This is a genomic window from Pseudomonas cremoricolorata DSM 17059 = NBRC 16634 (assembly GCF_000425745.1).
GTDB classification, from domain to species: domain Bacteria; phylum Pseudomonadota; class Gammaproteobacteria; order Pseudomonadales; family Pseudomonadaceae; genus Aquipseudomonas; species Aquipseudomonas cremoricolorata.
In genome coordinates, this window is record NZ_AUEA01000019.1 from 24,875 (window position 1) to 45,574 (window position 20,700).

The window sequence follows — 20,700 nt, forward strand, 5'->3', positions numbered from 1 at the left end:
TGGCCGCTCAGACAAAAAAACCACTGCCCCTCGCGAGGCAGTGGTCAGCGCGGTGCCGAACTCCGTCAGAACAGCACCGTTACCGCTCGGCTCACGAAGCGTTGATCCAGATGGTCTTGAGCTCCGTGTATTGATCGTGGGCCCAGATCGACTTGTCGCGCCCGCCAAAACCTGACTCCTTGTAGCCACCGAACGGCGTCGAGGCATCGCCCTCGCCGAAGCAGTTGACCGTCACCACCCCCGCACGAATCTCACGGGACAAGCGCAGCGCGTTACGCAGGCTGCCGGTGTAGGCCGATGCGGCCAGGCCGTAGACCGTGTCGTTGGCAAGCTCGATGGCTTCATCCAAGGTGGTGAAGCTGGTCACGCTCAGCACCGGGCCGAAAATCTCTTCGACGAACAGTTTGTCGTCGCGCGCGACGCCATCGACGATGGTCGGCTGCACGTACACCCCGTGCTCGGTTTGCCCGCCCTGTACGATGCTCAGTTTCTGCTCGGCAGCGTGGTCCAGATACGACTTGACCTTCTCGAAGTGCGACGTGCTGACCATCGCGCCAAGGCGGTTGTCGGGGTCTAGCGGGTCACCCAGTTGCCAATCCTTCAGGTGCTTGCCGATCAGCGCCAGCAACGGGTCCTTGACGTCTTCATGCACGATCAAGCGCGACGACGCCGAGCAGTTCTCGCCCATGTTCCAGAACGCGCCTGCGGTGACGAACTGCGCCACTTCGTCGAGGTCTTCGCAATCGTTCATGACCACCGCAGGGTTCTTCCCGCCCAGCTCGAGCACGATGCGCTTGAGGTTGGACTCGGCGGCGTACTTGAGGAACAGGCGGCCGGTGTCGGTGGAACCGGTGAAGCTGACCATGGGGATGTCCATGTGCCGGCCGATGGCCTCGCCCACTTCCCGCCCGCCACCGGGGACCAGGTTGAACACGCCAGCCGGAACCCCGGCCTGGTGCGCCAGCTCGGCCACACGCAGCGCGCTCAGCGTGGTTTCCTTGGCGGGCTTGACCACGATCGAACAGCCGGCGGCCAGTGACGGCGCGATCTTCCAGGCCAGCATCAGCAGCGGGAAGTTCCACGGCAGGACCAGGCCGACCACACCGATGGCTTCACGCACCACCATGGTCACCGCCGCATTGCCGGTCGGCGCGGTGGCATCGTAGATCTTGTCGATCAGCTCGGCGTGCCAGCGAATGGTGTGGATGGTTTCCGGCACATCGACGTTCTGGCACTCGCTGACCGGCTTGCCGCTGTCCAGGCTTTCCAGCACGGCCAGCTCGTGGGCGTGGTCTTCCAGCAGTTGGGCGAACTTCAGCAGTACCTGCTTGCGCTCGCCGGGCTGCAGTTTCGACCAGGCGCCCTGCTCGAACACGCGCTTGGCTGCGGCGACCGCCACATTGACGTCGTCGACGTCGCACGCAGCGACTTCAGCCAGCTGCTTGCCGGTCGCCGGGTTGGTGGTGACGAAGGTGCGGCCAGAAATGGCATCGCGAAATTCACCGTCGATGAACGCCTGGTGACGCAGTTGCAGGTCGGCGGCGATGGCCGCGTATTGAGCCTTGCTCAGCAATTCAGCCATGGTTCGGGCTCCTTATTTGATCTGTGCGATGGTGGCCTTGAGCTCACTGACGACCTGCTTGAGTGCCTGTTTCTCGCCCTCGGTGAGGTCGGACAGTGGCTTGCGTACGCCACCGGTCTTCAGGCCGTTGAGGGCCACACCGTTCTTGATCGCCTGGACGAACTTGCCACCTTCGAGGAAATCCATCAGCGGCATCATCGCGGCCATGATCTTGCGGCCTTTATCGAAGTCCTTCTCGATCACGCAGGCTTCATACAGTGCGACGTGTTCGCGTGGAATGAAGTTGGAACCGGCGCAGACCCAGCTTTTCGCGCCCCAGGCGAAGAATTCCAGGGCCTGGTCGTCCCAGCCGCACGACAGCTGGATGTTCGGGCGATGGATCGCCAGGCGGTGCAGCTGGGCCATATCCCCCGAACTTTCCTTGATGGCGACCACATTCTTGACGTCGGCAACGGCGTCGAAGAACGCCTCGCCCATGCTCACGCTCATGCGCCCTGGGTAGTTGTAGAGCATGATCGGCAGGCCAGCGGCAGCGTTGACCGCTTTGACGTGATCAGCGATTTCCTGCTGGGTCGGCAGCGCATACGGCGGGGTACCGACCAGCAGGGCATCGGCCTTGATTTCCTTGGCGTGCTGAGCGAACGCAACAGCATCTTCGGTGCGAATGCCGCCAGTGCCGACGATCAGCGGCAGACGACCGTTGAGCACGTCCTTGGCCTGCGCGGCCAGGTCGATGCGCTCCTGGCTGGTGTGGGCGTAATACTCACCGGTGGAGCCACCGATGATGATGCCGTGGACCCCGGATTCGACCAGGTACTCGAGGACGTTGGCGAAGGCCGCCGTGTCGATGCTGCCATCGGCGGCCAGGGGGGTGATTGCCGGGGTATAGATGCCTTCGAATTTCACGTTGGATCTCCAGACTATTGAACGTGGGAAAGCGCGCGACGCCGCGACGTCGCGCAGGGTCAGCCAGATCAGGCCAGCGAGGCCGCCTGTTGCAGGTTCAGCGAACGGGTTTCCGGGGCCAGCAGGTAAGAGAACGCAAGGCCGACGAAGGTGACTGCGGCGGCGGCGTACATGGTTGCGCCAATGCCATAGGTGTCCAGGCCGATCGGCACCAGCCAGGTGCCGACGGCAGCACCGACCCGCGACAGTGAAGTGCCCACGCCCACCGCGCCTGCGCGAATTTCGGTAGGGAACAGCTCGTTGGGGTACACCAGTTGCAGCACCTGGGCACCGCCGATGAGCAGCGCGTAGGCGCCGAACAACAGAAGAATCACCAGCTCCGACGCGCCGCTGAACAGGCCCAGGCCAAGCAAGGCCAGCCCCGACCAGAAGAAGCTGTGCAAAAGCGTCGTGCGCCGGCCGAGGGTGTTGAGCAGGCGCGTGGCGATGATGCAGCCGACCACGAACAGGCTGGTGATGGCCACCGAGCCGATCGACGCCCACTCGCCCTTGAGGTTCAGCGCGCCCAGCACCTTCGGCGCGAAGGCGTACACGGCGAACACCGGAATCACCGAGCAGGTCCAGAACATGGTCACGAACAACATGCGCTTGCCATAGCCGGAATGCAGCAGGCTGAGGAACGACAGCCTGCGGGTCTTGGGTTCTTCCGGCAGGTTGGCCAGCGAGAAGCCCGCGCCATACACCTGGGCAATGACCTGTTCGGCCTCTTGCTTGCGGCCCTTGCTGAGCAGCCAGCGCGGCGATTCCGGAGTGCCCAGGCGCAAGGCGAACAACAGCGCGCCGACCACTGCAGCACTGGCCAGTACCAGGCGCCAGGCGTCATCGCCGCCGTGGTGCAGAATCGCCTCGCCGATCATGTAGGCAGTGGCCGCGCCGGCGAACCACAGCACGGTCAAGGTGGCCAGGCGCGGGCCGCGGCTTTTCTTCGGCAGGAACTCCACCAGCAACGAGGTGGCCACCGGGTACTCGATGCCGACCGCGATGCCGATAGAAAAGCGCAACAGGAACAGCGCCAGGGCCGAGTCGACCCATAGCTGCGCCAGGGAGGCGAGAATGAACAGGGTCGGGCCGACGAAGAACACCCGTTTGCGACCGAAGCGGTCGGTCAGCCAACCGCCGCAGAAGCCGCCAAAAAAGATGCCGATCAGTGCCGAGGCGGCGATCATGCCCTGCCAGAAGCTGGTCAGGCCAAGGCCAACGGACATCTGCGCCATGGCCACACCGACGATGCTCAGCACATAGCCATCAACGAACGAGCCACCGCCGGAGCGGACCGTGAGCAACTGATGAAAGCGGTTAATCGGGACGTCTTCGATCGATACATTAGAGTTTGTCATTATTTTCTCCTGCTACCACCGTACTGCCAGGTTCCAGACGCGAGAGTCGCGCTGAGCGCAGTGCATCACCTTCGTTGCTCCCGACCGCACGCAGCCCGCGGGCAAACCGTGCAGACGAGACAGGCGATCACTCGGCGACTCTCATGGGTTGTTCGTGGGTCGAAGCGATTCGGCGCTTCGCTCAGCACCAGGCTCAGCTTTCCTTGCCGGCGCGGTACTGCCCCCATCTCAGGTTCATGTTCAGACCCAACGCCATCAGCGGCGCCGGCGGATTCGCGCACGGCCCTGGGGTCTGGCGGACGAAGTCGATCAGCTCGCTGCGCTCGCCCGCGAGCCAGTCGGCCAGCAACGTACCGGTGGCCGTACCGCGGGTAACGCCCAGCCCGTTGCAGCACAGCGCGCCATAGACGTGTGGCGCCAGTTCACCGAAATAGCCCATGTGGTTGCGCGACATCGCCAGCGCGCCGCCCCAGGTGTATTCGAACGGCAAATCGGGAAGCATGGGGAAGCGCCGTTGAAACGCCTCGCGATGGCGCACGGCGAAGCGCTCCAGGTACTTGCGGTTGGCGCGGCCATCGGGGTTGAAGCTGAAGCTGTTGCGAATCAGCAAACGGTTGTCTGGCGTGCGCCGCACCGTGGTGCCGAACGGGTCGGCGGGAATCAGCCCCCAGTAGGGCTTGCCGCCAAGCCGCGCCTGCTCCTGCTCGGTCATCGGCCGGGTCAGGCTGGCGTAGGTGAACACCGGCAGCATCCGGCCTTTAAGGAAGCCGAAGCTCATGCCGAAGGCGTTGGTGGTCAGTACTAGATTGTCGGCGGTGATCGAGCCATGGGCGTGCTTGAGCACCGACTTGGCGCCGTAGACGACCTCGCTGATGGGCGTGCGCTCGTACAGGGTGACGTTGGCCGGCAGATTGTCGGCCAGTCCCTTGACCAGCGCCGAGGGCTGCACCAGCGAAGTCCCCGGGGTGAACAGCGCTTTGCGGTAAAAGTGGGTGCCGATGTGCTCGGGCAACGCCTCGGCGTCGATCATCTGGTAAGGCTGATCGAGCTTGTCCAGACCGCGCCGATAGGCTTCGAGCACGGCGATGCCACGCGGCTCGACCGCCGCCTGGTACTTGCCGCAGTGCTTCATCTGACAATCGATCTGGTAGCGCTCGACCAACTGTTTGAGCAGCGCCTGGCCACTGAGGTTGAGCTTGAGGGTGGAGCGGGCGATGGCGATGTCGCCGATGTAGTCTTCCGCGCCAATGTCATGGGGCAGATCGATGGCAAAACCGGCATTGCGCCCGGACGAGCCAAAGCCCACTTCCTGCGCTTCGATCAGCACGATCTGATCGTCGGGAAAATGCTCTGCCAGTTGCCGCGCGGCCGCAAGACCGGTGAAACCTGCTCCGACTACCACCCAGCGGGCACTGCTGTGGCCACTATGCGGCGCTTTGATCTGCCGCCCCTTGCTCAGGTGATACCAGCCGCAGGTGCTGTCGTCAGCGGGCAGCGAAGTCATCTTTGTCATGTCAGGAACCAGAGGTGTTGTTGTTAGCATCTGTTGCTCATCACGCCCTGCTTCACCGCGCCTGTGGGCGGGTCATGGCAGCGCGGTGAGCGTACCTGGCGAGGCCCCGATTGCAGCGAGTCGAGCGGTGTGCGTCGTCAGCCTCGCCGACAGCCCACCCACTCGATGCAAACGACCTCTGTCTACAGTTTGTATAATGAATATAGGTATCGTTAGACAGTGTGTCTACAGATTTTTCAGGCCGCGTGCGGCCCAGTTCCAGCCCGGCGCTAAGAGCGTTCTGAGAGCGACGAACGCATGCCTGTAAGCGACTTGAAGCGCCCCTCAAAGGCGGCTTGTGCATGCCGATGGACTTGTCCTCAGCCGCGGCAGCACACCCATGGATTTATGTATACATAATGTATACATTGATCTTCGCAGCGTGGCTTCGTCCTTTCTGATGCTGACCAACCTGCCGCAACGACCCTGCTGTTCTTTCCTTTGCCCGACCCTCGAGAAACCAGCCGTGCAACCAACTCGCAGCTTCAGCAGTGCTCTGAATGGGCACAACTCACGCTTCACCCGTCTTGGCGGTGGGCCCACCCGGCAGCAGACACGCGTGGGTTTTCTTTTGCTGGAACACTTCTCCCTGCCTGCGTTTACCCAGGCACTGGACACCTTGGTGACGGCCAATCTGATCGAGTCAGACAGTTGCCTGAGCACCACCTATGGATTGCATGAAGGATCGGTGACCAGCGACCTGGGCATCGTCATCAGCCCTGCCGCCCTGATGAGCACAAGCCTTGCCCACAGCCTTGATCTGCTGGTGATCTGTGGCGGCCTGCGTACGCCGCTGGTGGCCTCGAGCGAACTGAGTGGCTGGCTGCAGGCGCTGGCGCGCAAGGGGGTGGCGTTGGCCGGGCTGTGGAATGGCACATGGTTCCTCAGCCAGGCCGGACTGCTCGACGGCTACCGCTGCAGCGTGCATCCCGAACACCGTGGCGCCGTGGCGGAAATCGCCCAGACCAGTCATGTCAGTAGCGAAAGCTTCGTGGTCGACAGAGATCGTCTGAGCGCAGCCAGTCCGGCGGGCGCGTTCAACATGCTGCTGGAATGGTTGGGTGCACAGCGTGGTACCGAGCTTACCGATGGCATCACCGCCATTCTGGCCTTCGAGGCCTCACGCTACCGGCGCACCACCCCTGCACTTCAGAGCAACATCAGCGAACCGCTGCGCGAAGCCATCAATTTGATGAGCGTCAACCTCGAAGAGCCGCTGGATCAGGATCAGTTGGCAGCCTGTGTCGGCCGATCCAAGCGCCAGATCGGCCGACTGTTTCAACACCAGTTGGGTACCACACCGGTGCGCTACTACATGGAGTTGCGCATCACCGAAAGCCGGCGCCTGCTGCAGTACTCCGACCTGCCCCTGCTGGGTGTGGCCGTGGCCTGCGGGTTCGTTTCCGCCAGCCACTTCAGCAAATGCTACGCATCGTTCTTCGGCTACAGCCCATCGAAGGAAAAGCGCTTTGGCTGCATCAAGAGCCTGGCGCGCAAGCCGCGCTGAGGCCACAACCCGCCGGCGCTAGTGCACGGCGACCTTGCGCCGCGCGCTGAGCACCGATGCGGCCACCACCAACGCCGCGCCGGCCGCCATACGCAGTGACGGCTGCTCAGCGAACAACCACCAGGCGCCGATGATGGCGTACACCGGCTCGAGCGCGATGATCATCCCGGCCGAACGCGCCGGTAGACCGTCCAGGCTTTTGACGAACATCACCTGTGCCAGCCCCGTGCAGAAAATGCCCAACAGCGCCAGGCTGGTCCAGTCTGTGGTCCCCAACTGGGTGCTCGGCAGATGGCTGAAGGCGAACGGCGCCATCAGCATCGCCACCACCACGTTCTGCCAGAACGCCGTTTGCAGGGCCTTCATGCTCTGCGTGTGACGGCGATTGACCACCGCCAGCAGGGCAAACGCCAGACCTGAGGCCAATCCCCAGAGCAGCCCCAGCGTGCCGTCATCGAGCGTATCGAACGAAGGCACCACCAACACCAGGCCGGTGCTCACCAACAGCAACAGAAGTATCTCGCCACCGCCGATGCGTTCTGCGAAACAGAGCCTGTCGATCAGCGCGATGAACGCGGGAAAGCTGGCAAAGCCCAAGGTCGCCACCGCCACTCCACCGACTTTGACGGCGATGAAGAAGGTCACCCAATGCACCGCCAACAAGGTGCCCGTCAGCGCCAGCACCGGCGCGTTGCGCCAGCTCAAGGCATCCAGCAGACGCGTGCCCTTGAGACCGGCAACGAAACCCAGGGCAATGAACGCGAACGTCGCTCGCCCAAAGGTGATGATGCTGGCATCGGCCAGGATCAGCGCACCGAGCAGGCCGGTGACGCCGAACAGCAGCGCAGCGAAGTGCGCGGCGAACAAGGCATTACGCTGACCGGAACAGACTCCGGCAGAAGAAACAGAAGTGGCGAGCATGGCAGTCGTCTCAAAGAAGGTGCGAGCGCAGGCCGCGCAGGCGCAGCGCGGCAATGGCTTTGAATGGCGTTTTCTGGTTTTGGGGGTGCGACCGGATTACCGGTGCTGGGGCGCCGCAGCGTTGGAATTGTGAGACGAGGCTGCTGACTCGCGAAGCAAGTGACGGCTCGCCAGGGCGCGCGATGAACCGTCGGGAGAATTATCGACGGTCACCGACGCACCCGATCGTTCGAGCAAGACGTGGCTTTGCTCAAAGTGGACGTGCGCAGGCCTTGCTCAGCGCACCCTCCACTCCCCTCGCCTACAGCGCTGAACTGCCCGCACCTGAGGCCTGAGCCACATCCGCGCTGAGTTGCAACAGCCCCCTCGGCAAGCGGAAGTGCTTGAACGGCTGTTGAGTGATTGGGTTGAAAGCCTTTTGCGCGTTGACCCGGTAGCGCATGACCCCATCCCCGGTCTTGAAGCTCAAGTCCACGCTGGTCGCGGTCCTCCCATTGAGCGAACCACGACTGAGCAGGCGAAACATTGACCACGGACCGCGGTATTCAAGGCTACTGCTGTTGCCGTTCTGCCTGAGCAGCGTGAGGTTGCTGCGCACCTGTTGGCCCAGCGTATTGGGCCAGACGATACCGGTAATCTGCCCAGGCCCGTGGGTGTAGGCAATCAGCTGGCCATCCAGGTCGAGCAGGCTGGTGCGCTGATTCGCGCTCAAGCCCAACGGCTCGATACTCAACTGCACGCTCAGGTTGCCGCGCTGATCGAAGAAGGTTTCGCGGATGCGTTCGGCCAGCGCCAACTGTTCTATGACATCGCTGCGGATCAGCGACTGCCCCTGCTGCCCGGACTGCAACGCTTCCAGGTTGTCCTCGAGGAAGAGCTTCAAATACTGCTGATGGAACTGCTGCAGCCGGCCTTTGGGCCCGAAGAACGCTTCGAAGTCATCCAGCGAGGCATCGGGCGCCCTGGCCGTGAAGGGATAGCGCTCGGCCAGGCGCTGCTGGAAGAAGCTGTACACCTCGCTGTCCCAACGCCGCTCGAGCTCGCGCAGGGCTTCGACATTCAGTACGCGCGCAGTTTGCTCGGCGACTTTCCTGACCTGATGGTTGATAGGTTCAGGCAGCCCTGTCGCCACTCGCTGCAACGTGCTGAGCGGATCGCTGCCGGTCATCGAAAAGCGCTGATGCACCGCCTGCAGCGCTGCCTTGCCGCGGTCGGGACTGGTCTGCACGGCCTTGGCGTAGTCGTGAACGGCGCTGATGGCACCGACCGTCTCATCGTAGTAGCTCGGCTTTTCAGCGGATGATTGCAACAACCCACTGAGCCCTGCAAACGCGCGCTCAATCGTCGACGCCAGTTGCTGCTCGACGTCACCGCTGGCCGGCTGCCTCTCGGTCGCGCCCGCCAGTGCCGGTGCGGGCGCCGACAGCGAAGTGTTTTCCTGCACTGTCTCCAGCAAACGTTGCAACGGCGCCGCCGGCCCGGTCAGTTGCTGGAGAATCGCCACAGCCTGGTCAAGGTCGTGAAAATCAGCGATGGCGAACGCGTTCAAGCCCCGCCGCCAGCTGTCGATGTAGTCGGCACTGTACAGGCTACGCAGCCGTTCGCTGAGCGCCTGGCGGTCAGCCGTTGAGTAATCCAGTTGCGCGCGCTCACCCAACGCCCACTGATCGACCATGGCCATCTCCGCGAACTGTCGGCTGCGCGGCTCGAAATACTCCCTGAAACCTTTGGCCGTGAGCATTGGGGCGAGTAGGACACCCTCCTCCATCCGCACTGATGGAGAAGCCGGCTGGTACACCACATCGAATGCCGGCCCGACTTGCTGACGCAGGTCCAGGCCCCTTTGCAGTTGCTCCTGGGCCTGTTGCTTGAGGCCTGCGTAGACCCGTTGAGGCAGCGGCACCTGGCGCAACGCCTGCTGCACCTGCACGACCCGTTCGCGGTAGTGCGACAGGTCGGTATCGGCGTAGGCCAAGGCATATTGCAGGTGCTGCATGAGATCGCGCTGCAGCTGACCCTGGCCGGGAAACGCCTGCTGCCACTGGCGGGCCATCCAGTCCTGGACCCACTCGGGGCGCCGGTTGCGCCGATCCTCCAGCATCCGGTAGACCCTCAACGCCGCCATCTGCTGCTCACTACCCGGCGGTGCGGCATTCATGGCGTCGATCACGCCGCTGGCCAAGGCCGGTAGAAACCGCCGCGAGAGCAGACTCAGATAGGCCTCATCGACACGCGGGCCGATGGCGTGGCCCTGGTACAGGCCCAGATCAGCGACGGCCGGCCAGGCGGCACGGTAATCACCGAACACTGCGACGGCATCGCGGATCTGATCCAGTGGCTCGAGCAGGTTGCGTCCGGTGGGGTCGATCTTCTGGTCGACCTGGTAGTGGCTGTACTCACGGCTCTTGGCGAGCACGCTGGCGGCCTTGGCCGCATTGATAGCAAAGTAGTGCTGCCAGCTGGCGATGACCACGCAGACCGCCAGCCCGCCGACACCCGCGCTGAGCCAGAGCAACTGGCGCTTGCGCCGGGCGACCTTGACGTTGTCTCCCGCCAGGCCGGCTTCCTGGAGAATGACGCGTCTGAAGGCATGCTGGATGAAATAGGCCAGTGGCTTGGCCGAAGCCTTGCCTTCGCGCAGGGGGCGTTTGGTCTTGTAGGGCTGCGCGGCCTCGCGAACGAACGCATTGAGCACATCGCCCTGCTGTGCCACCGAGGACCAGTACACGCCACGCACCAGGGCGGGCGTGGTGAAACGGTCGCTGGCCAGCGTTTCACCCAGAAAGCCCTTCAATATGGGACGCAGACCGGCCAGTTGGGCGTGCAACGAGAACAGGCGCGTGCGCGCCGCTGCACTGCCAAGTGCGTCGATTCGGTCCAGCACCTGCTCGAACAATTGGCTGATCAACCGCTCGTAGTGAGCGTCATACTCGTCCAGCCAGGCGTCGAAGCTGCCGCCTGCGTCGAGCTTGAAGGTGAAACCCAGCATGTCCTCTCGCCTGGCTGGCGTAAGACTGCCGTACAACTGGTCGAAACCCTCCAGAAGGTCGAACTTGGTCAACACCACATACAGCGGCAGGCGCGAACCCAACCGGCTACTGACCTCATGCAGCCGCGCGCGCAGGACGTGCGCCAGTGCCACCCGTTGCTCAGGACCGCCATGCAGCAGTGCCGGTAGGTCGATGGTCAGCAACAGGCCATTGAGCGCACGCTGGCTACGGTTGCTCAGCAACCAGCCCAACAGGTGCTGCCACAATCTTGCCGTGGTCGTTGGCGGTAGCGTCGACTCCTCTGCGCCGCGCTGCTCGACGAGCCCCTCCTGACGAATGAAGGCACCGGGCGGATCGATAATCACTGCGTTATCGCTGATCCACCAGCCCACTGGATAGGGCAGCGCCTGGGCGTGCTTACCCCGTTTTTGGGCCTTGTCGATGCGCGTCAAGGAAAAGTTCTGATCGCTGTGATCGATGAACATGCTTTTTCCGGCGCCCTCGTCACCGACCAACAAATACCAGGGCAACCGGTACAACGCGCGGCGACCTCCGGCGTTGTCCAGGTAATGTGCCAACCCCTGATCGAGCGCTGTCTGTTGCGCGTCGATCAGGGGCAGCGCCTGGTCAAGCTCAGCGGCGCTCGCCTGCTGGCTCTGCGCCTGCAACCGGCGAAAGCGCGTGCCGAGCACTACCAGCCAGCCCAGCAGAGGCACCAGTATCAGCAACAGACTCGCCAGGCTGCGATGGGCCATGCTGGCCAACGGTTGCTGCCCGCGCCAGGTCCACAGCGGGCCGAGCCACCAGATGGCGACGAGCATCAGCAAAGCGCCGAGCACGAGCAGAAGCGGCATCGCCAGACCGATACGCGTGAGCAGCGGCAGGCCCCAGCGTTTGAGTGGCTTCCACAGTTGATTCATCGAGACTCCTTGTGCCGATCGGCCAGCATTAGGGGGGTGGCAGACTGCTGAAGCCGCCGGAATACTTCAGGTTCCCAGGCACTGGCAGTGGTGTGCTGCATGAGGTGTGCGACGTTTGCGAACAGATCCTGAGCCAGCCACGACACGCCGCGCGCAGCCAGCAGGTCGGCGGCAATCAGCGTGGTGTGGCAGCGCTCTCGGGGCGTTCGAAGCTCGCTCTGCAAGCCTTGTAGTTTGAGCAGCACCGGCTCGACGCCAGCGCTTTCCAGCTGAGCGACCATCTCCTCGCGCAGGCTTGCGAATTCCTGGGTACCTGGGTCCTGCTCGCACGCCGTCTGTGATGCCTTTAGCCAGGCCAGACACTGGTCATCCACGAACACGCTGCCGTCGCTGAAACACAGCGCTTGCAGTGCCGGTACGCGCAATACGAACCTGCCCGTCGCGCAGCGGATGGCCTCAGCCACCTCGCCCATTGCCAGCCGCGTTGCGGCAGCGGCAGCAAGATAGTTGCCGCGAATCCAATACGGGCAGGCGGTGACGCTTTTTTCGATGCGCAGCAGCAATGCTGCGTCGACCGTCGTACCGGCGATAGCCTCTTCGTAGTCACCGACAATGTCCTGCGGCACGGCCATCAGTTCGGTTCGGCTGTCCTGCCTGGCTTGTGGGGCCGTCTGAATATGTGCCCACAGCCCAAAGCGACGGAGCTGGTAGCCCGTTGGGTCGTAGGGGTCTTGTCGATTGATGAATTCAGCCATGCCCAGTACGGCGCGACGGGTTTCTCGTTCGTTGCCCAGGGAAATCTGCGGCATCGGGGCGGCAATCGTCTCGAGCGGTGCAGTCGGCTTGCTGGTTGGGGCACGAAGGCTGGAAGGGGCAGGTTCAACGGCGCCGCTGACAAGCGCCGAATGCTGACCCAGCAGACGCTCCAGGTCGGCCAGAACCGTTGCATTCAACTGAGCGGTGTCTTGCTGGGACTGCAGGCACCTCAGCCCATCCTGAGCCGTGGCGAGGTGGGTGACGTTGTAGGTGAAGCGGTCCAGCCGTGGCATCGCGTCGATCAAACGGGTGAGCACCATGCCGACCAGTTTGCGCTTGCCCAGAAAACCGGTAGGGCCCGGTTTTGGATACGCCGTTTCCCAATAGCGCTCGACGACACCGGCAAGCAACGCCAGTGTGAGCCCCCAATGCTGCCAGCAGCCGCTACGCAGCCACGCAGCACTCAAATGAGCGACGATGCGCAGATGCTTGCACTGATGAACCAGGTACTGGCAGGAGGCTTCTTCGATGTAGGCCCAGTCGATCGACGCTTCCTGCAACCCGCCCAGCTTGACCATCTCCTGGTCGATCGCCTGGTAGGTCTCATCCTCTACATCGAACAGGCCAGCCGGTGCCAGGGGATCGACAGGCGCCAGCAATCGAACCAGCTCCTCCCCTGCGCCCGGCGCTACCAGCGACATGTCTTGCGCGCCTGGTCGATGAGCGGGTCAAGCCCTTGTGCGTCGAACACCAAGCCCTCGACGCTGGGGTGATCGCCCTCCACCTGGATCCGGTGAGCACCGATCAGTTGCCTGATTTGCTCGATACCTGGCAAACCGCGACCGCCATCGAGTACCTGGCCGTTCTCCATGACCTGCCATGGCGTTGGGTGGGTGGCCCGGCGCTCACTCTGCAGGCGCACCACGACCCGCCCGACATCGAGGGGCTGACCAAGGACCAACTGCAGTCTGGAAATGTTCTGCACACAGCTGATGACCAGGTACGCAGAGGGCGTTGCGATAGCGGGCGCGGATATCAGCAAGCCCTCTGGCTCGGCGCTGAGATGAAAGGTGAGGTCATCTGCCTTTCGACGGGCCTCATGAGCCATCACCCGACGCCAGGTAGGAGAGTCCTGCTCTGGCGCGGACCATTTCATTCGGTCCAGGCGAGCCGGGGTGCCGGCAGACTTGTCGAAACATGCCAGACGCTCAAGGTTCGACACGATGTTTGCACAGTCTTGAACAGCGTATGCGGATAGCGGCAGACAACTGAGTAGCAGGAATAGACCTGCGCCATATGTATTCCGAGCGTTCACGGCAAACTACTTCCCTTTTCCTACACTTATTTAGCCATGCACAGACTTGCGCACCCCTCACTGAGTGCACCCCTTGCCTGCAAACTGGCGAAATCCTAGACCATCAAAACAACTGACCACAAATAAATATTTCGTTGCACTTTCTTTCTCGACGAACCAACTCTTCCCAATGCAGTTTTAAAAAAGAAATTCGCCCTACCAGACGACACTAGCGAACCTAAACTTCGAGAGAAATTTCCTACAGATTATTGTAGGAAACTTATAACTTCCGCGGAAACTTCCTACAGCTCAAGGAGAGACTTTTGATGGCCAAGAACCTAGGCTCAGTCGCCCCCAAGGAACGTATAAACATAAAATACGTACCCGCCACTGGCGACGAGCAGGCCGAGATAGAGCTGCCACACAAGGTATTGGTGCTGGGCGACTTCGGCCTCAACGACCACCGTGCGCTGGAAGACCGTCCGGTGATGCGCATTGATAAACACACGTTCAACAACGTGCTGAGCGATGCCGAGGTCAGTCTGGCCATGTCGGTGCCTTCGATGCTCAATCCCGCTCCAGGCGCGGAACTGGCCGTAGCCTTGCAATTCAGGTCGATCAGCGACTTCGGACCCGATCGAATCGCCCGTCAGGTGCCCGAGCTGAACAAGCTGCTGGAGCTGCGCGAAGCCTTGGTCGCACTCAAAGGCCCGCTGGGCAACGCCCCCGCCTTTCGCAAACAGTTACAGCACCTGCTGAGCAACGAGCAGGCGCGCAAGCAGCTCGCCGAAGAACTGGAGCTGGCGCTAGAAGCGCCAAATGAAGATCAAGACAACGGAGAGTCCCATGCCTGAACAGAACACCATTCCCGTGGCTGTTGATACCACTATCGACACAATTGGCAATGCCAGCCTGCTCGAACGAATCATGGCAGAAACCAAACTGGTGCCGGCGCAAGAGGGATACCAGGTCGCCAGGCAGGGCGTCCTGGCATTTATTTCGGAAATCCTCAAAAGTGATGATCCAGATCAACTGATAAACAAACATCGTGTCGATCAGATGATCGCCGAAGTGGATCGCGTGCTGGGCAAGCAAATGGATGCGATCTTGCATCATTCTGAGTTTCAGCGCCTTGAGAGCTCCTGGCGCAGCCTCAAACTTCTGGTCGATCGCACGGATTTTCGAGAAAACATCAAGCTTGAACTTCTGCACGTCAGCAAAGAGGACCTTCTCGACGACTTCGACAATGCTGCGGATATTACCTGCAGCGGAATGTACAAGCATGTTTACAGCGCAGGCTATGGCCAGTTCGGTGGCGAACCCGTCGCCGCCATGCTGGGCAATTATGACTTCGGCCCCTCGTCGCCTGACATCAAACTGCTGAACTACATGGCGTCGGTAGGCGCCATGTCCCACGCGCCGTTTCTGACGGCCTCGTCTCCCGAGTTCTTCAACCTGAGCAGCTTCGAAGAGCTGCCCAACCTCAAGGAGATCAAAGACATCTTCGCCGGGCCGCGTCATGCCAAGTGGCGCGCTTTCCGTGAGAGCGAGGATGCACGCCACGTGGCATTGACCGGGCCGCGTTTCATGCTGCGCTCGGCCTATCACCCTCAGGAGCAGCCCGTCACCAGCTTCAACTATCAGGAAGACATCGCGGGTCGTCACGACAACTACCTGTGGGGCAATTCGGCCTTCCTGCTGACCAGTTGCATCAACGACAGCTTTGCCCGCTATCGCTGGTGCCCGAACATCATCGGCCCGCAATCAGGCGGCGCCGTCGAAGACCTGCCGGTGCATTTGTATGAATCCCTGGGGCAGTTGCAGGCCAAGATCCCCACCGAGGTGTTGATTTCCGATCGCAAGGAATTCGAGCTGGCCGAAGAAGGCTTCATCGCGCTGACCATGCGCAAGGACAGTGACAACGCCGCATTCTTCTCTGCCAACTCGGTACAGAAGCCGAAAAACTTTCCCAAGACCCCTGAGGGTTTTCAGGCGCAGACCAACTACAAGCTCGGCACACAGCTGCCCTACCTCTTCATCGTCAACCGCCTGGCCCACTACATCAAGGTGCTCCAGCGCGAGCAGATCGGCAGCTGGAAGGAGCGTCGCGATCTTGAGTCAGAGCTCAACAAATGGATCAAGCAGTACGTTGCAGACCAGGAAAACCCCTCTGCCGACGTGCGCAGCCGACGACCACTGCGCGCCGCCAGGGTCGAGGTAGCGGATGTCGCCGGTGACCCAGGTTGGTACCAGGTGTCGCTCACCGTTCGTCCCCACTTCAAGTACATGGGGGCCAACTTCGAGATCTCTCTCGTCGGGCGGTTAGACGCGCAATGAGTGGATTGTTCGATCGCCTGACTGCAGATCAGTCAGCCTGCCGGAAAGCCTCACGGCAGGAAAACGCCAGCCACAAGTTCGCCATTATCAAACGCCATCTCGAAACGTTGCTCAATGCCCGCCAGGGGTGCTCGCAGAGCAGCCCTGATCTGGGACTGCAGGACTTCAACGGGCATGACGGCAGCAGCGGCGAATTGCTGCAGCAGATCAGCGCCGACATTCGCCGCACGATCCAGCGCTTCGAGCCACGCATTCAGGTAAATGCGCTCAAGGCTGTGCCCGATTGCCATGCGCCCCAGGAGCTGCATTTCAGGCTGGACTGCCAGGTTCAGGTCAACGACCAAGCCGAGCAGCTCGACCTGGATCTGCTGGTCAACGGCCATAGCCGTCATACCCGAGTGAGGTGAGGGATGTCGCTCAAGGAAAGATTCGCCGAAGAGCTGCGCTATTTGCATGAACTGGGCGATGACTTCGCCCGAGACAACCCGCAGCTTGCACGGTTTCTCGGAAGCAAGGGCAGCGACCCTGACGTGGAGCGGCTGATGGAGGCCTTCGCCTTTCTCACCGCCAAGCTGCGGCTGAAACTGGAAGACGACCTTCCGGAACTGACCCATCCGATGTTGCAACTGCTGTGGCCCAACTACCTGCGGCCACTGCCGAGCGCCACGATCATCCGCTTCACACCACGCCAGCAATCGCTTAGCCAAACGCAGCAGATCGCCAAAGGTTCGCGGCTGTTCTCCAGGCCCGTCGATGGCGTGGCGTGCGAGTTCCGAACCTGTACACCGGTGAATCTGTACCCGTTCGAAATCAGCACGGTGACCGCAACCCAGACGCTCGATAGCTCGATGGTTGGCATCGCCCTGACGAGCGTGATCCAACGACCCCTGGACACCCTCGGATGCTCGTCACTGGAATTTCATCTGAGCGGCGACACCCGTACCGCCCGAACACTGTACCTGTGGATTTCTCAATACCTCAGACACGTCAGCATCACTATCGATGGCGAGGTACGCAGGCTGCCCGCCAGCAGCATTGCCTTCCCCGGTTTCACCCCTGATGAGGCCTTGCTGCCCTACCCGCGGAACGTGTTCGATGGCTACAGGATTCTGCAGGAGTACTTCATTTTCCCGCAGCGCTTCCACTTCTTCACCCTGACCGGACTCGACAAGGTCTGGCCGAGCGCACACGCCAGCCAGTTCGACATCGAGTTTCATTTCAGTCGCCAGTTGCCGGATACCCTGCGAATCGGCAATGCCGATTTCAGCCTGTTCTGCACCCCGGCAGTCAATCTGTTCGCCCACAGCGCCGAGCCCATCGACCTCTCCGGGCGCGCAGCGCAGATGGAGCTCAAGCCCAAAGGCGCGCAGCGCAAGGCCTACGAAATTTTCAGCGTGGATCAGGTCATCAGCACTCGCACCACCGGCAACGGCGAGACCGGCGAACACCTGCGCACCTTCCGCGCCTTCGAATCGTTCGCCCACGAGATCGAACATGTGCAGGGACGCACCGCCCTTTACTACCGACACATGCTCGAAGCATCGCTGAACGAGGAGGGTGTCACGCACCGCATGGCCTTCGTGCGGGGCGATGCCAACACCTATATCGGTGAGCTGGAAACAGCCTCCATCGACCTCACCTGCAGCAACCGCGACCTGCCCCTGGCGTTGGGCATCGGTGATATCAGCGAGCTCACCGAAGCCACACCGCCTCTGGCGACCTACACCAATCTGTGCGCGCCCACTCGCCCCTACCGACCGGTGCTTGACGGGCAACTGCAGTGGGCGCTGGTCTCCAACATGTCGCTGAACTACCTCTCACTGCTCGCAGCCGAGCCGCTCAAAGCGGTCATCCGCACCTACGACTTCGCCGCCCTGCACGATATCCAACAGGCGCGCACCACGCGCAAACGCCTCGACGGTATTCAGGACGTGCACACAGCGCCGCTGGATTGGCTGATCAATGGGCAACCGATTCGCGGACTGCACAGCCAACTGAAGCTGGATCAATCCGCCTTCCTCTGCGAAGGCGACCTGTACCTGTTCAGCTGTGTGCTCGCGCACTTCTTCGCCCTGTACGCCAGCATCAATTCCTTCCATCAACTGGAAGTGATCAACACCACCAACAACGAGCACTACACATGGCCTCTCCAGACCGGCAAGCAACCGCTGATCTAGCCGACAAGCTGCTCGCCGATGCGCATCAGTACAACTTCTTTCAGTTGTTGGAACGACTGCATGGGCTGCACGGTGACGACCTCGAGCCGCGCTGGCCAGACCACGCCACACGCCTGCGCGTGCGCCTGGCCAGCGATCCGCGGCTGAGCTTCCCGGTCACCGATGTCTACACGGCAGCACCGATGCCCGGTGAGCACCAGCGTTATCGCGTGTGCACCACCTTCATGGGCCTGCACGGCACCGATTCGCCCTTGCCCACCTACTATCTGGAGCAGGTGGCCCATGAACATGCCCAAGGCCTGGGCGTGCGGCCGGCCTTCTTCGATTTTTTCAACCACTATCTGCTCAGCCTGTTGCACCGCATCTGGCGTAAATACCGCTACTACATCCGCTTCCAGTCTGGTGCCCGCGACAGGTTTTCCCAGTACATCTTTGCCCTGCTCGGACTCAACGACCAACAGCTGCGCGGCGCCACCGAACTGCCCTGGAGTCGACTGCTCAGCTTTGCCGGTGTGATCGCCAGCCGCAGCCGAGCACCCGGCACGGTAGCCGGCATCATTGCCCATTGCTTCGACTTGCAGCAGGTGCGGATTCGCGAATTCGAAACCCGTGCGGTGCCCATCGCCACTCGGCAGCGGGTAAGCCTGGGGCAGGCCAACGGTGCCCTTGGGCGTAGTTTCTCGATCGGCAGCCGCACACGTACTCGCAGCAGCAAATTCATCATCGTCATCAGCGAACTCGACCAGACCCAACTGCGGGAGCTGCTGCCCAGCGGTATCAATTTCGGTCGCCTGCGGGCGCTGATCGACTTTCTGCTACGCGATGGGCTGGCCTACGATCTGGAGTTGCACCTCAAGCACAACGCCCTGTCGCCGTTCTGCCTGCACCGCAACCAGAGCGCCTATCTAGGCTGGACCAGCTTTGTCGACGACAGGCACGGCACGGTCCGCCCTGTGGTGCGATTCAGGGGGCGCTCATGAGCCACTTGATCCTGAGCATCGTCAACCTCGATCAATTGCTGCCCACTGCCATCGCCCGCCACTCTTTCGGCCGTATCGGCGGCACCATCGGCAGCGCAGGCACCACCTGGCTGCTGGACGATCGCGAACACACCATTGCACCTGTGCACTGTGAAATTCGCTGGATCGAGGGCGGCTTCTGCGTGATCGACTGCTGCCAGCGTACCTATCTGAACGACAGCACCCTCCCCCTGAATGGCTGGTCGGCCATGCGTTTGGCGGAGGGTGACCAACTGCGCATCGGCGCCTACCGAATCCGCGTGCAGCGCTCGCCGAACGCCGCGCTCGCACTGGACGATGTGTTCGACCCTAACCTGCGAGGCATCGACACGCTGATCGGCGGATGGCCTGAACACGTCCAGCCGGCACAAGAGCATGCCTGCCTGGTCAGCGACCTCCGTGCATTCTTAGAGCCCGGCCCCGACAGCGACCCGCTCGCTGCTATGCATGGGCTCAAGGGTCAAGAGGTCTGGCCAGTGGATGCCCTTGAGCGCCTGCTTGACGGAGAGCATCCATGAACCGGCAGGCCTCCATCCTCACACTGTTTGCGCTGACGCTGATTCTCTCGGCCTGCACGTCGCTGAGCAGAATGGGCCAGGTGGCGATGAACCCCTCCTTGCCCATAGGGCCGCCCGGGGACCATCCCACGCAAATCGCCTTCAGTATCAATGCCAGCCCCACCCTCAATGGCAACCCGAACAGCGCAGCGTCGTGGACCGAACCGAACGACGCCCTGGAGCCCAGCCCCTATGCCGTCAGCCTCACCGCCGGCGACCCTTACGCACTGACGGAGAAAGTCGGGGAGCTGCTCGAGTACCTTCAGGAGCAGTTCCCTGCAATGTCCCCCGTGCCCCTGCCTGAGGAGGATGCTCCGGCGCATTCACCTCTGCACGAAAGCACGCCTGGCAGCTATGGCGACCCCGAGGTGCTGCTGAGCCTGCCGGATACGCCCCAGGTGGCCACACAACCTGTCGCCACGCCGATCGCCATCAAGATCCTGCAACTGCGCGACGACTCCCTGCTGCGCAACAGCCTGTATCAGCTACTGGACCAGGACCCTGCCAAGACGCTGCGCAGCACCTACGTACGCGATGACGACTACCTGCTGCACCCCGGCCAGTTCAAGTTCATCCCATTCGTCGCGATCGACGCCGAGACACGCTACGTCGCAGTGATCGCCGATTACCGCAATCAGGACGACGCCACCTGGCAGCAGGTGCTGCGTATCCCGCCGCGCGGTCGGCAGATCGTGCTTTCGGTGCTGCTCAACGACACCCAAGTCGTGCTCAAGGAAGAAGACTGATGGTGCCGCTGCTCTCGTTACTCACCCTGACATGGAACG

Annotated in this window: 17 protein-coding genes; 9 read left to right on the forward strand and 8 right to left on the reverse strand. The window is 62.0% G+C overall.

Annotation, left to right across the window (positions count from 1 at the left end):
- Positions 1–91: 91 nt before the first annotated feature.
- From H618_RS0118560 to H618_RS0118575, 4 genes are all read right to left on the reverse strand, one after another.
- Positions 92–1,582 carry an aldehyde dehydrogenase gene (locus H618_RS0118560; protein ID WP_028696490.1) on the reverse strand — a complete coding sequence of 497 codons (1,491 nt, stop codon included), beginning with the start codon at positions 1,580–1,582 and terminating at the stop codon, positions 92–94.
- A 12-nt stretch (positions 1,583–1,594) separates the two neighbouring features.
- Positions 1,595–2,488, reverse strand: coding sequence for a dihydrodipicolinate synthase family protein (locus H618_RS0118565; RefSeq protein WP_028696491.1), 894 nt, complete (start codon positions 2,486–2,488; stop codon positions 1,595–1,597).
- A 68-nt stretch (positions 2,489–2,556) separates the two neighbouring features.
- Positions 2,557–3,885, reverse strand: coding sequence for an MFS transporter (locus tag H618_RS0118570; RefSeq protein ID WP_028696492.1), 1,329 nt, complete (start codon positions 3,883–3,885; stop codon positions 2,557–2,559).
- Positions 3,886–4,078: 193 nt separating this feature from the next.
- Entirely contained in the window at positions 4,079–5,398 is a 1,320-nt protein-coding gene (locus H618_RS0118575; RefSeq protein ID WP_028696493.1) for an NAD(P)/FAD-dependent oxidoreductase, read from the reverse strand.
- 505 nt (positions 5,399–5,903) lie between these two features.
- Here H618_RS0118575 and H618_RS0118580 point away from each other — a divergent pair.
- On the forward strand, positions 5,904–6,944 hold the full coding sequence (locus H618_RS0118580) for a GlxA family transcriptional regulator (protein ID WP_028696494.1): 1,041 nt from the start codon (positions 5,904–5,906) through the stop codon (positions 6,942–6,944).
- 18 nt (positions 6,945–6,962) lie between these two features.
- On the opposite strand, the gene H618_RS0118585 is transcribed toward H618_RS0118580, so the two are convergent.
- Positions 6,963–7,865, reverse strand: coding sequence for a DMT family transporter (locus H618_RS0118585; RefSeq protein ID WP_050577355.1), 903 nt, complete (start codon positions 7,863–7,865; stop codon positions 6,963–6,965).
- Here H618_RS0118585 and H618_RS23295 point away from each other — a divergent pair.
- Positions 7,864–7,998, forward strand: a complete 135-nt coding sequence (locus H618_RS23295) for a hypothetical protein (RefSeq protein WP_281169485.1) — start codon at positions 7,864–7,866, stop codon at positions 7,996–7,998. The two genes, H618_RS0118585 and H618_RS23295, sit on opposite strands and share 2 nt — an antisense overlap.
- Positions 7,999–8,166: 168 nt before the next feature.
- Here H618_RS23295 and tssM read toward each other — a convergent pair whose 3' ends face one another.
- The 3 genes from tssM to vasI are packed head-to-tail and all read right to left on the reverse strand — an operon-like array spanning position 8,167 to position 13,846.
- Positions 8,167–11,775 (reverse strand): type VI secretion system membrane subunit TssM, encoded by a 3,609-nt coding sequence (tssM, locus tag H618_RS0118590; RefSeq protein WP_028696496.1) that lies wholly within the window; start codon positions 11,773–11,775, stop codon positions 8,167–8,169.
- Complete coding sequence (gene tssA / locus H618_RS0118595; protein WP_028696497.1) at positions 11,772–13,232, reverse strand: type VI secretion system protein TssA; 1,461 nt, start codon at positions 13,230–13,232, stop codon at positions 11,772–11,774. Before tssA ends, tssM begins: the two co-directional genes overlap by 4 nt.
- Positions 13,220–13,846, reverse strand: coding sequence for a type VI secretion system-associated protein VasI (gene vasI / locus H618_RS21895; RefSeq protein WP_342663844.1), 627 nt, complete (start codon positions 13,844–13,846; stop codon positions 13,220–13,222). Before vasI ends, tssA begins: the two co-directional genes overlap by 13 nt.
- A 305-nt stretch (positions 13,847–14,151) precedes the next feature.
- Between vasI and tssB the strand changes: the two genes are divergently transcribed.
- From tssB to tssJ, 7 genes are read left to right on the forward strand one after another with little or no spacing between them, the layout of a single operon-like run.
- Positions 14,152–14,679, forward strand: coding sequence for a type VI secretion system contractile sheath small subunit (gene tssB / locus H618_RS0118605; protein WP_028696499.1), 528 nt, complete (start codon positions 14,152–14,154; stop codon positions 14,677–14,679).
- Positions 14,672–16,162, forward strand: coding sequence for a type VI secretion system contractile sheath large subunit (gene tssC, locus H618_RS0118610; RefSeq protein ID WP_028696500.1), 1,491 nt, complete (start codon positions 14,672–14,674; stop codon positions 16,160–16,162). The genes tssB and tssC overlap by 8 nt, the downstream gene beginning before the upstream one ends.
- Entirely contained in the window at positions 16,159–16,569 is a 411-nt protein-coding gene (gene tssE, locus H618_RS0118615; protein WP_028696501.1) for a type VI secretion system baseplate subunit TssE, read from the forward strand. Before tssC ends, tssE begins: the two co-directional genes overlap by 4 nt.
- 3 nt (positions 16,570–16,572) lie before the next feature.
- Complete coding sequence (gene tssF, locus H618_RS0118620) at positions 16,573–18,339, forward strand: type VI secretion system baseplate subunit TssF (protein WP_028696502.1); 1,767 nt, start codon at positions 16,573–16,575, stop codon at positions 18,337–18,339.
- Entirely contained in the window at positions 18,303–19,319 is a 1,017-nt protein-coding gene (tssG, locus tag H618_RS0118625) for a type VI secretion system baseplate subunit TssG (protein WP_028696503.1), read from the forward strand. The genes tssF and tssG overlap by 37 nt, the downstream gene beginning before the upstream one ends.
- On the forward strand, positions 19,316–19,876 hold the full coding sequence (locus H618_RS0118630; RefSeq protein WP_028696504.1) for an FHA domain-containing protein: 561 nt from the start codon (positions 19,316–19,318) through the stop codon (positions 19,874–19,876). Before tssG ends, H618_RS0118630 begins: the two co-directional genes overlap by 4 nt.
- Entirely contained in the window at positions 19,873–20,661 is a 789-nt protein-coding gene (gene tssJ / locus H618_RS0118635) for a type VI secretion system lipoprotein TssJ (RefSeq protein WP_033727790.1), read from the forward strand. The genes H618_RS0118630 and tssJ overlap by 4 nt, the downstream gene beginning before the upstream one ends.
- The last annotated feature ends 39 nt before the right edge of the window (positions 20,662–20,700 follow it).

Bases quoted from the DNA above. Each gene is read 5' to 3' on its own strand.
- H618_RS0118560 (WP_028696490.1), bottom strand. From the start codon at position 1,582: ATGGCTGAATTGCTGAGCAAGGCTCAATACGCGGCCATCGCCGCCGAC.
- H618_RS0118570 (WP_028696492.1), bottom strand. From the start codon at position 3,885: ATGACAAACTCTAATGTATCGATCGAAGACGTCCCGATTAACCGCTTT.
- H618_RS0118575 (WP_028696493.1), bottom strand. From the start codon at position 5,398: ATGACAAAGATGACTTCGCTGCCCGCTGACGACAGCACCTGCGGCTGG.
- H618_RS23295 (WP_281169485.1), top strand. From the start codon at position 7,864: ATGGCAGTCGTCTCAAAGAAGGTGCGAGCGCAGGCCGCGCAGGCGCAG.
- H618_RS0118585 (WP_050577355.1), bottom strand. From the start codon at position 7,865: ATGCTCGCCACTTCTGTTTCTTCTGCCGGAGTCTGTTCCGGTCAGCGT.
- tssM (WP_028696496.1), bottom strand. From the start codon at position 11,775: ATGAATCAACTGTGGAAGCCACTCAAACGCTGGGGCCTGCCGCTGCTC.
- tssA (WP_028696497.1), bottom strand. From the start codon at position 13,232: ATGTCGCTGGTAGCGCCGGGCGCAGGGGAGGAGCTGGTTCGATTGCTG.
- tssB (WP_028696499.1), top strand. From the start codon at position 14,152: ATGGCCAAGAACCTAGGCTCAGTCGCCCCCAAGGAACGTATAAACATA.
- tssC (WP_028696500.1), top strand. From the start codon at position 14,672: ATGCCTGAACAGAACACCATTCCCGTGGCTGTTGATACCACTATCGAC.
- tssE (WP_028696501.1), top strand. From the start codon at position 16,159: ATGAGTGGATTGTTCGATCGCCTGACTGCAGATCAGTCAGCCTGCCGG.
- tssF (WP_028696502.1), top strand. From the start codon at position 16,573: ATGTCGCTCAAGGAAAGATTCGCCGAAGAGCTGCGCTATTTGCATGAA.
- tssG (WP_028696503.1), top strand. From the start codon at position 18,303: ATGGCCTCTCCAGACCGGCAAGCAACCGCTGATCTAGCCGACAAGCTG.
- H618_RS0118630 (WP_028696504.1), top strand. From the start codon at position 19,316: ATGAGCCACTTGATCCTGAGCATCGTCAACCTCGATCAATTGCTGCCC.
- tssJ (WP_033727790.1), top strand. From the start codon at position 19,873: ATGAACCGGCAGGCCTCCATCCTCACACTGTTTGCGCTGACGCTGATT.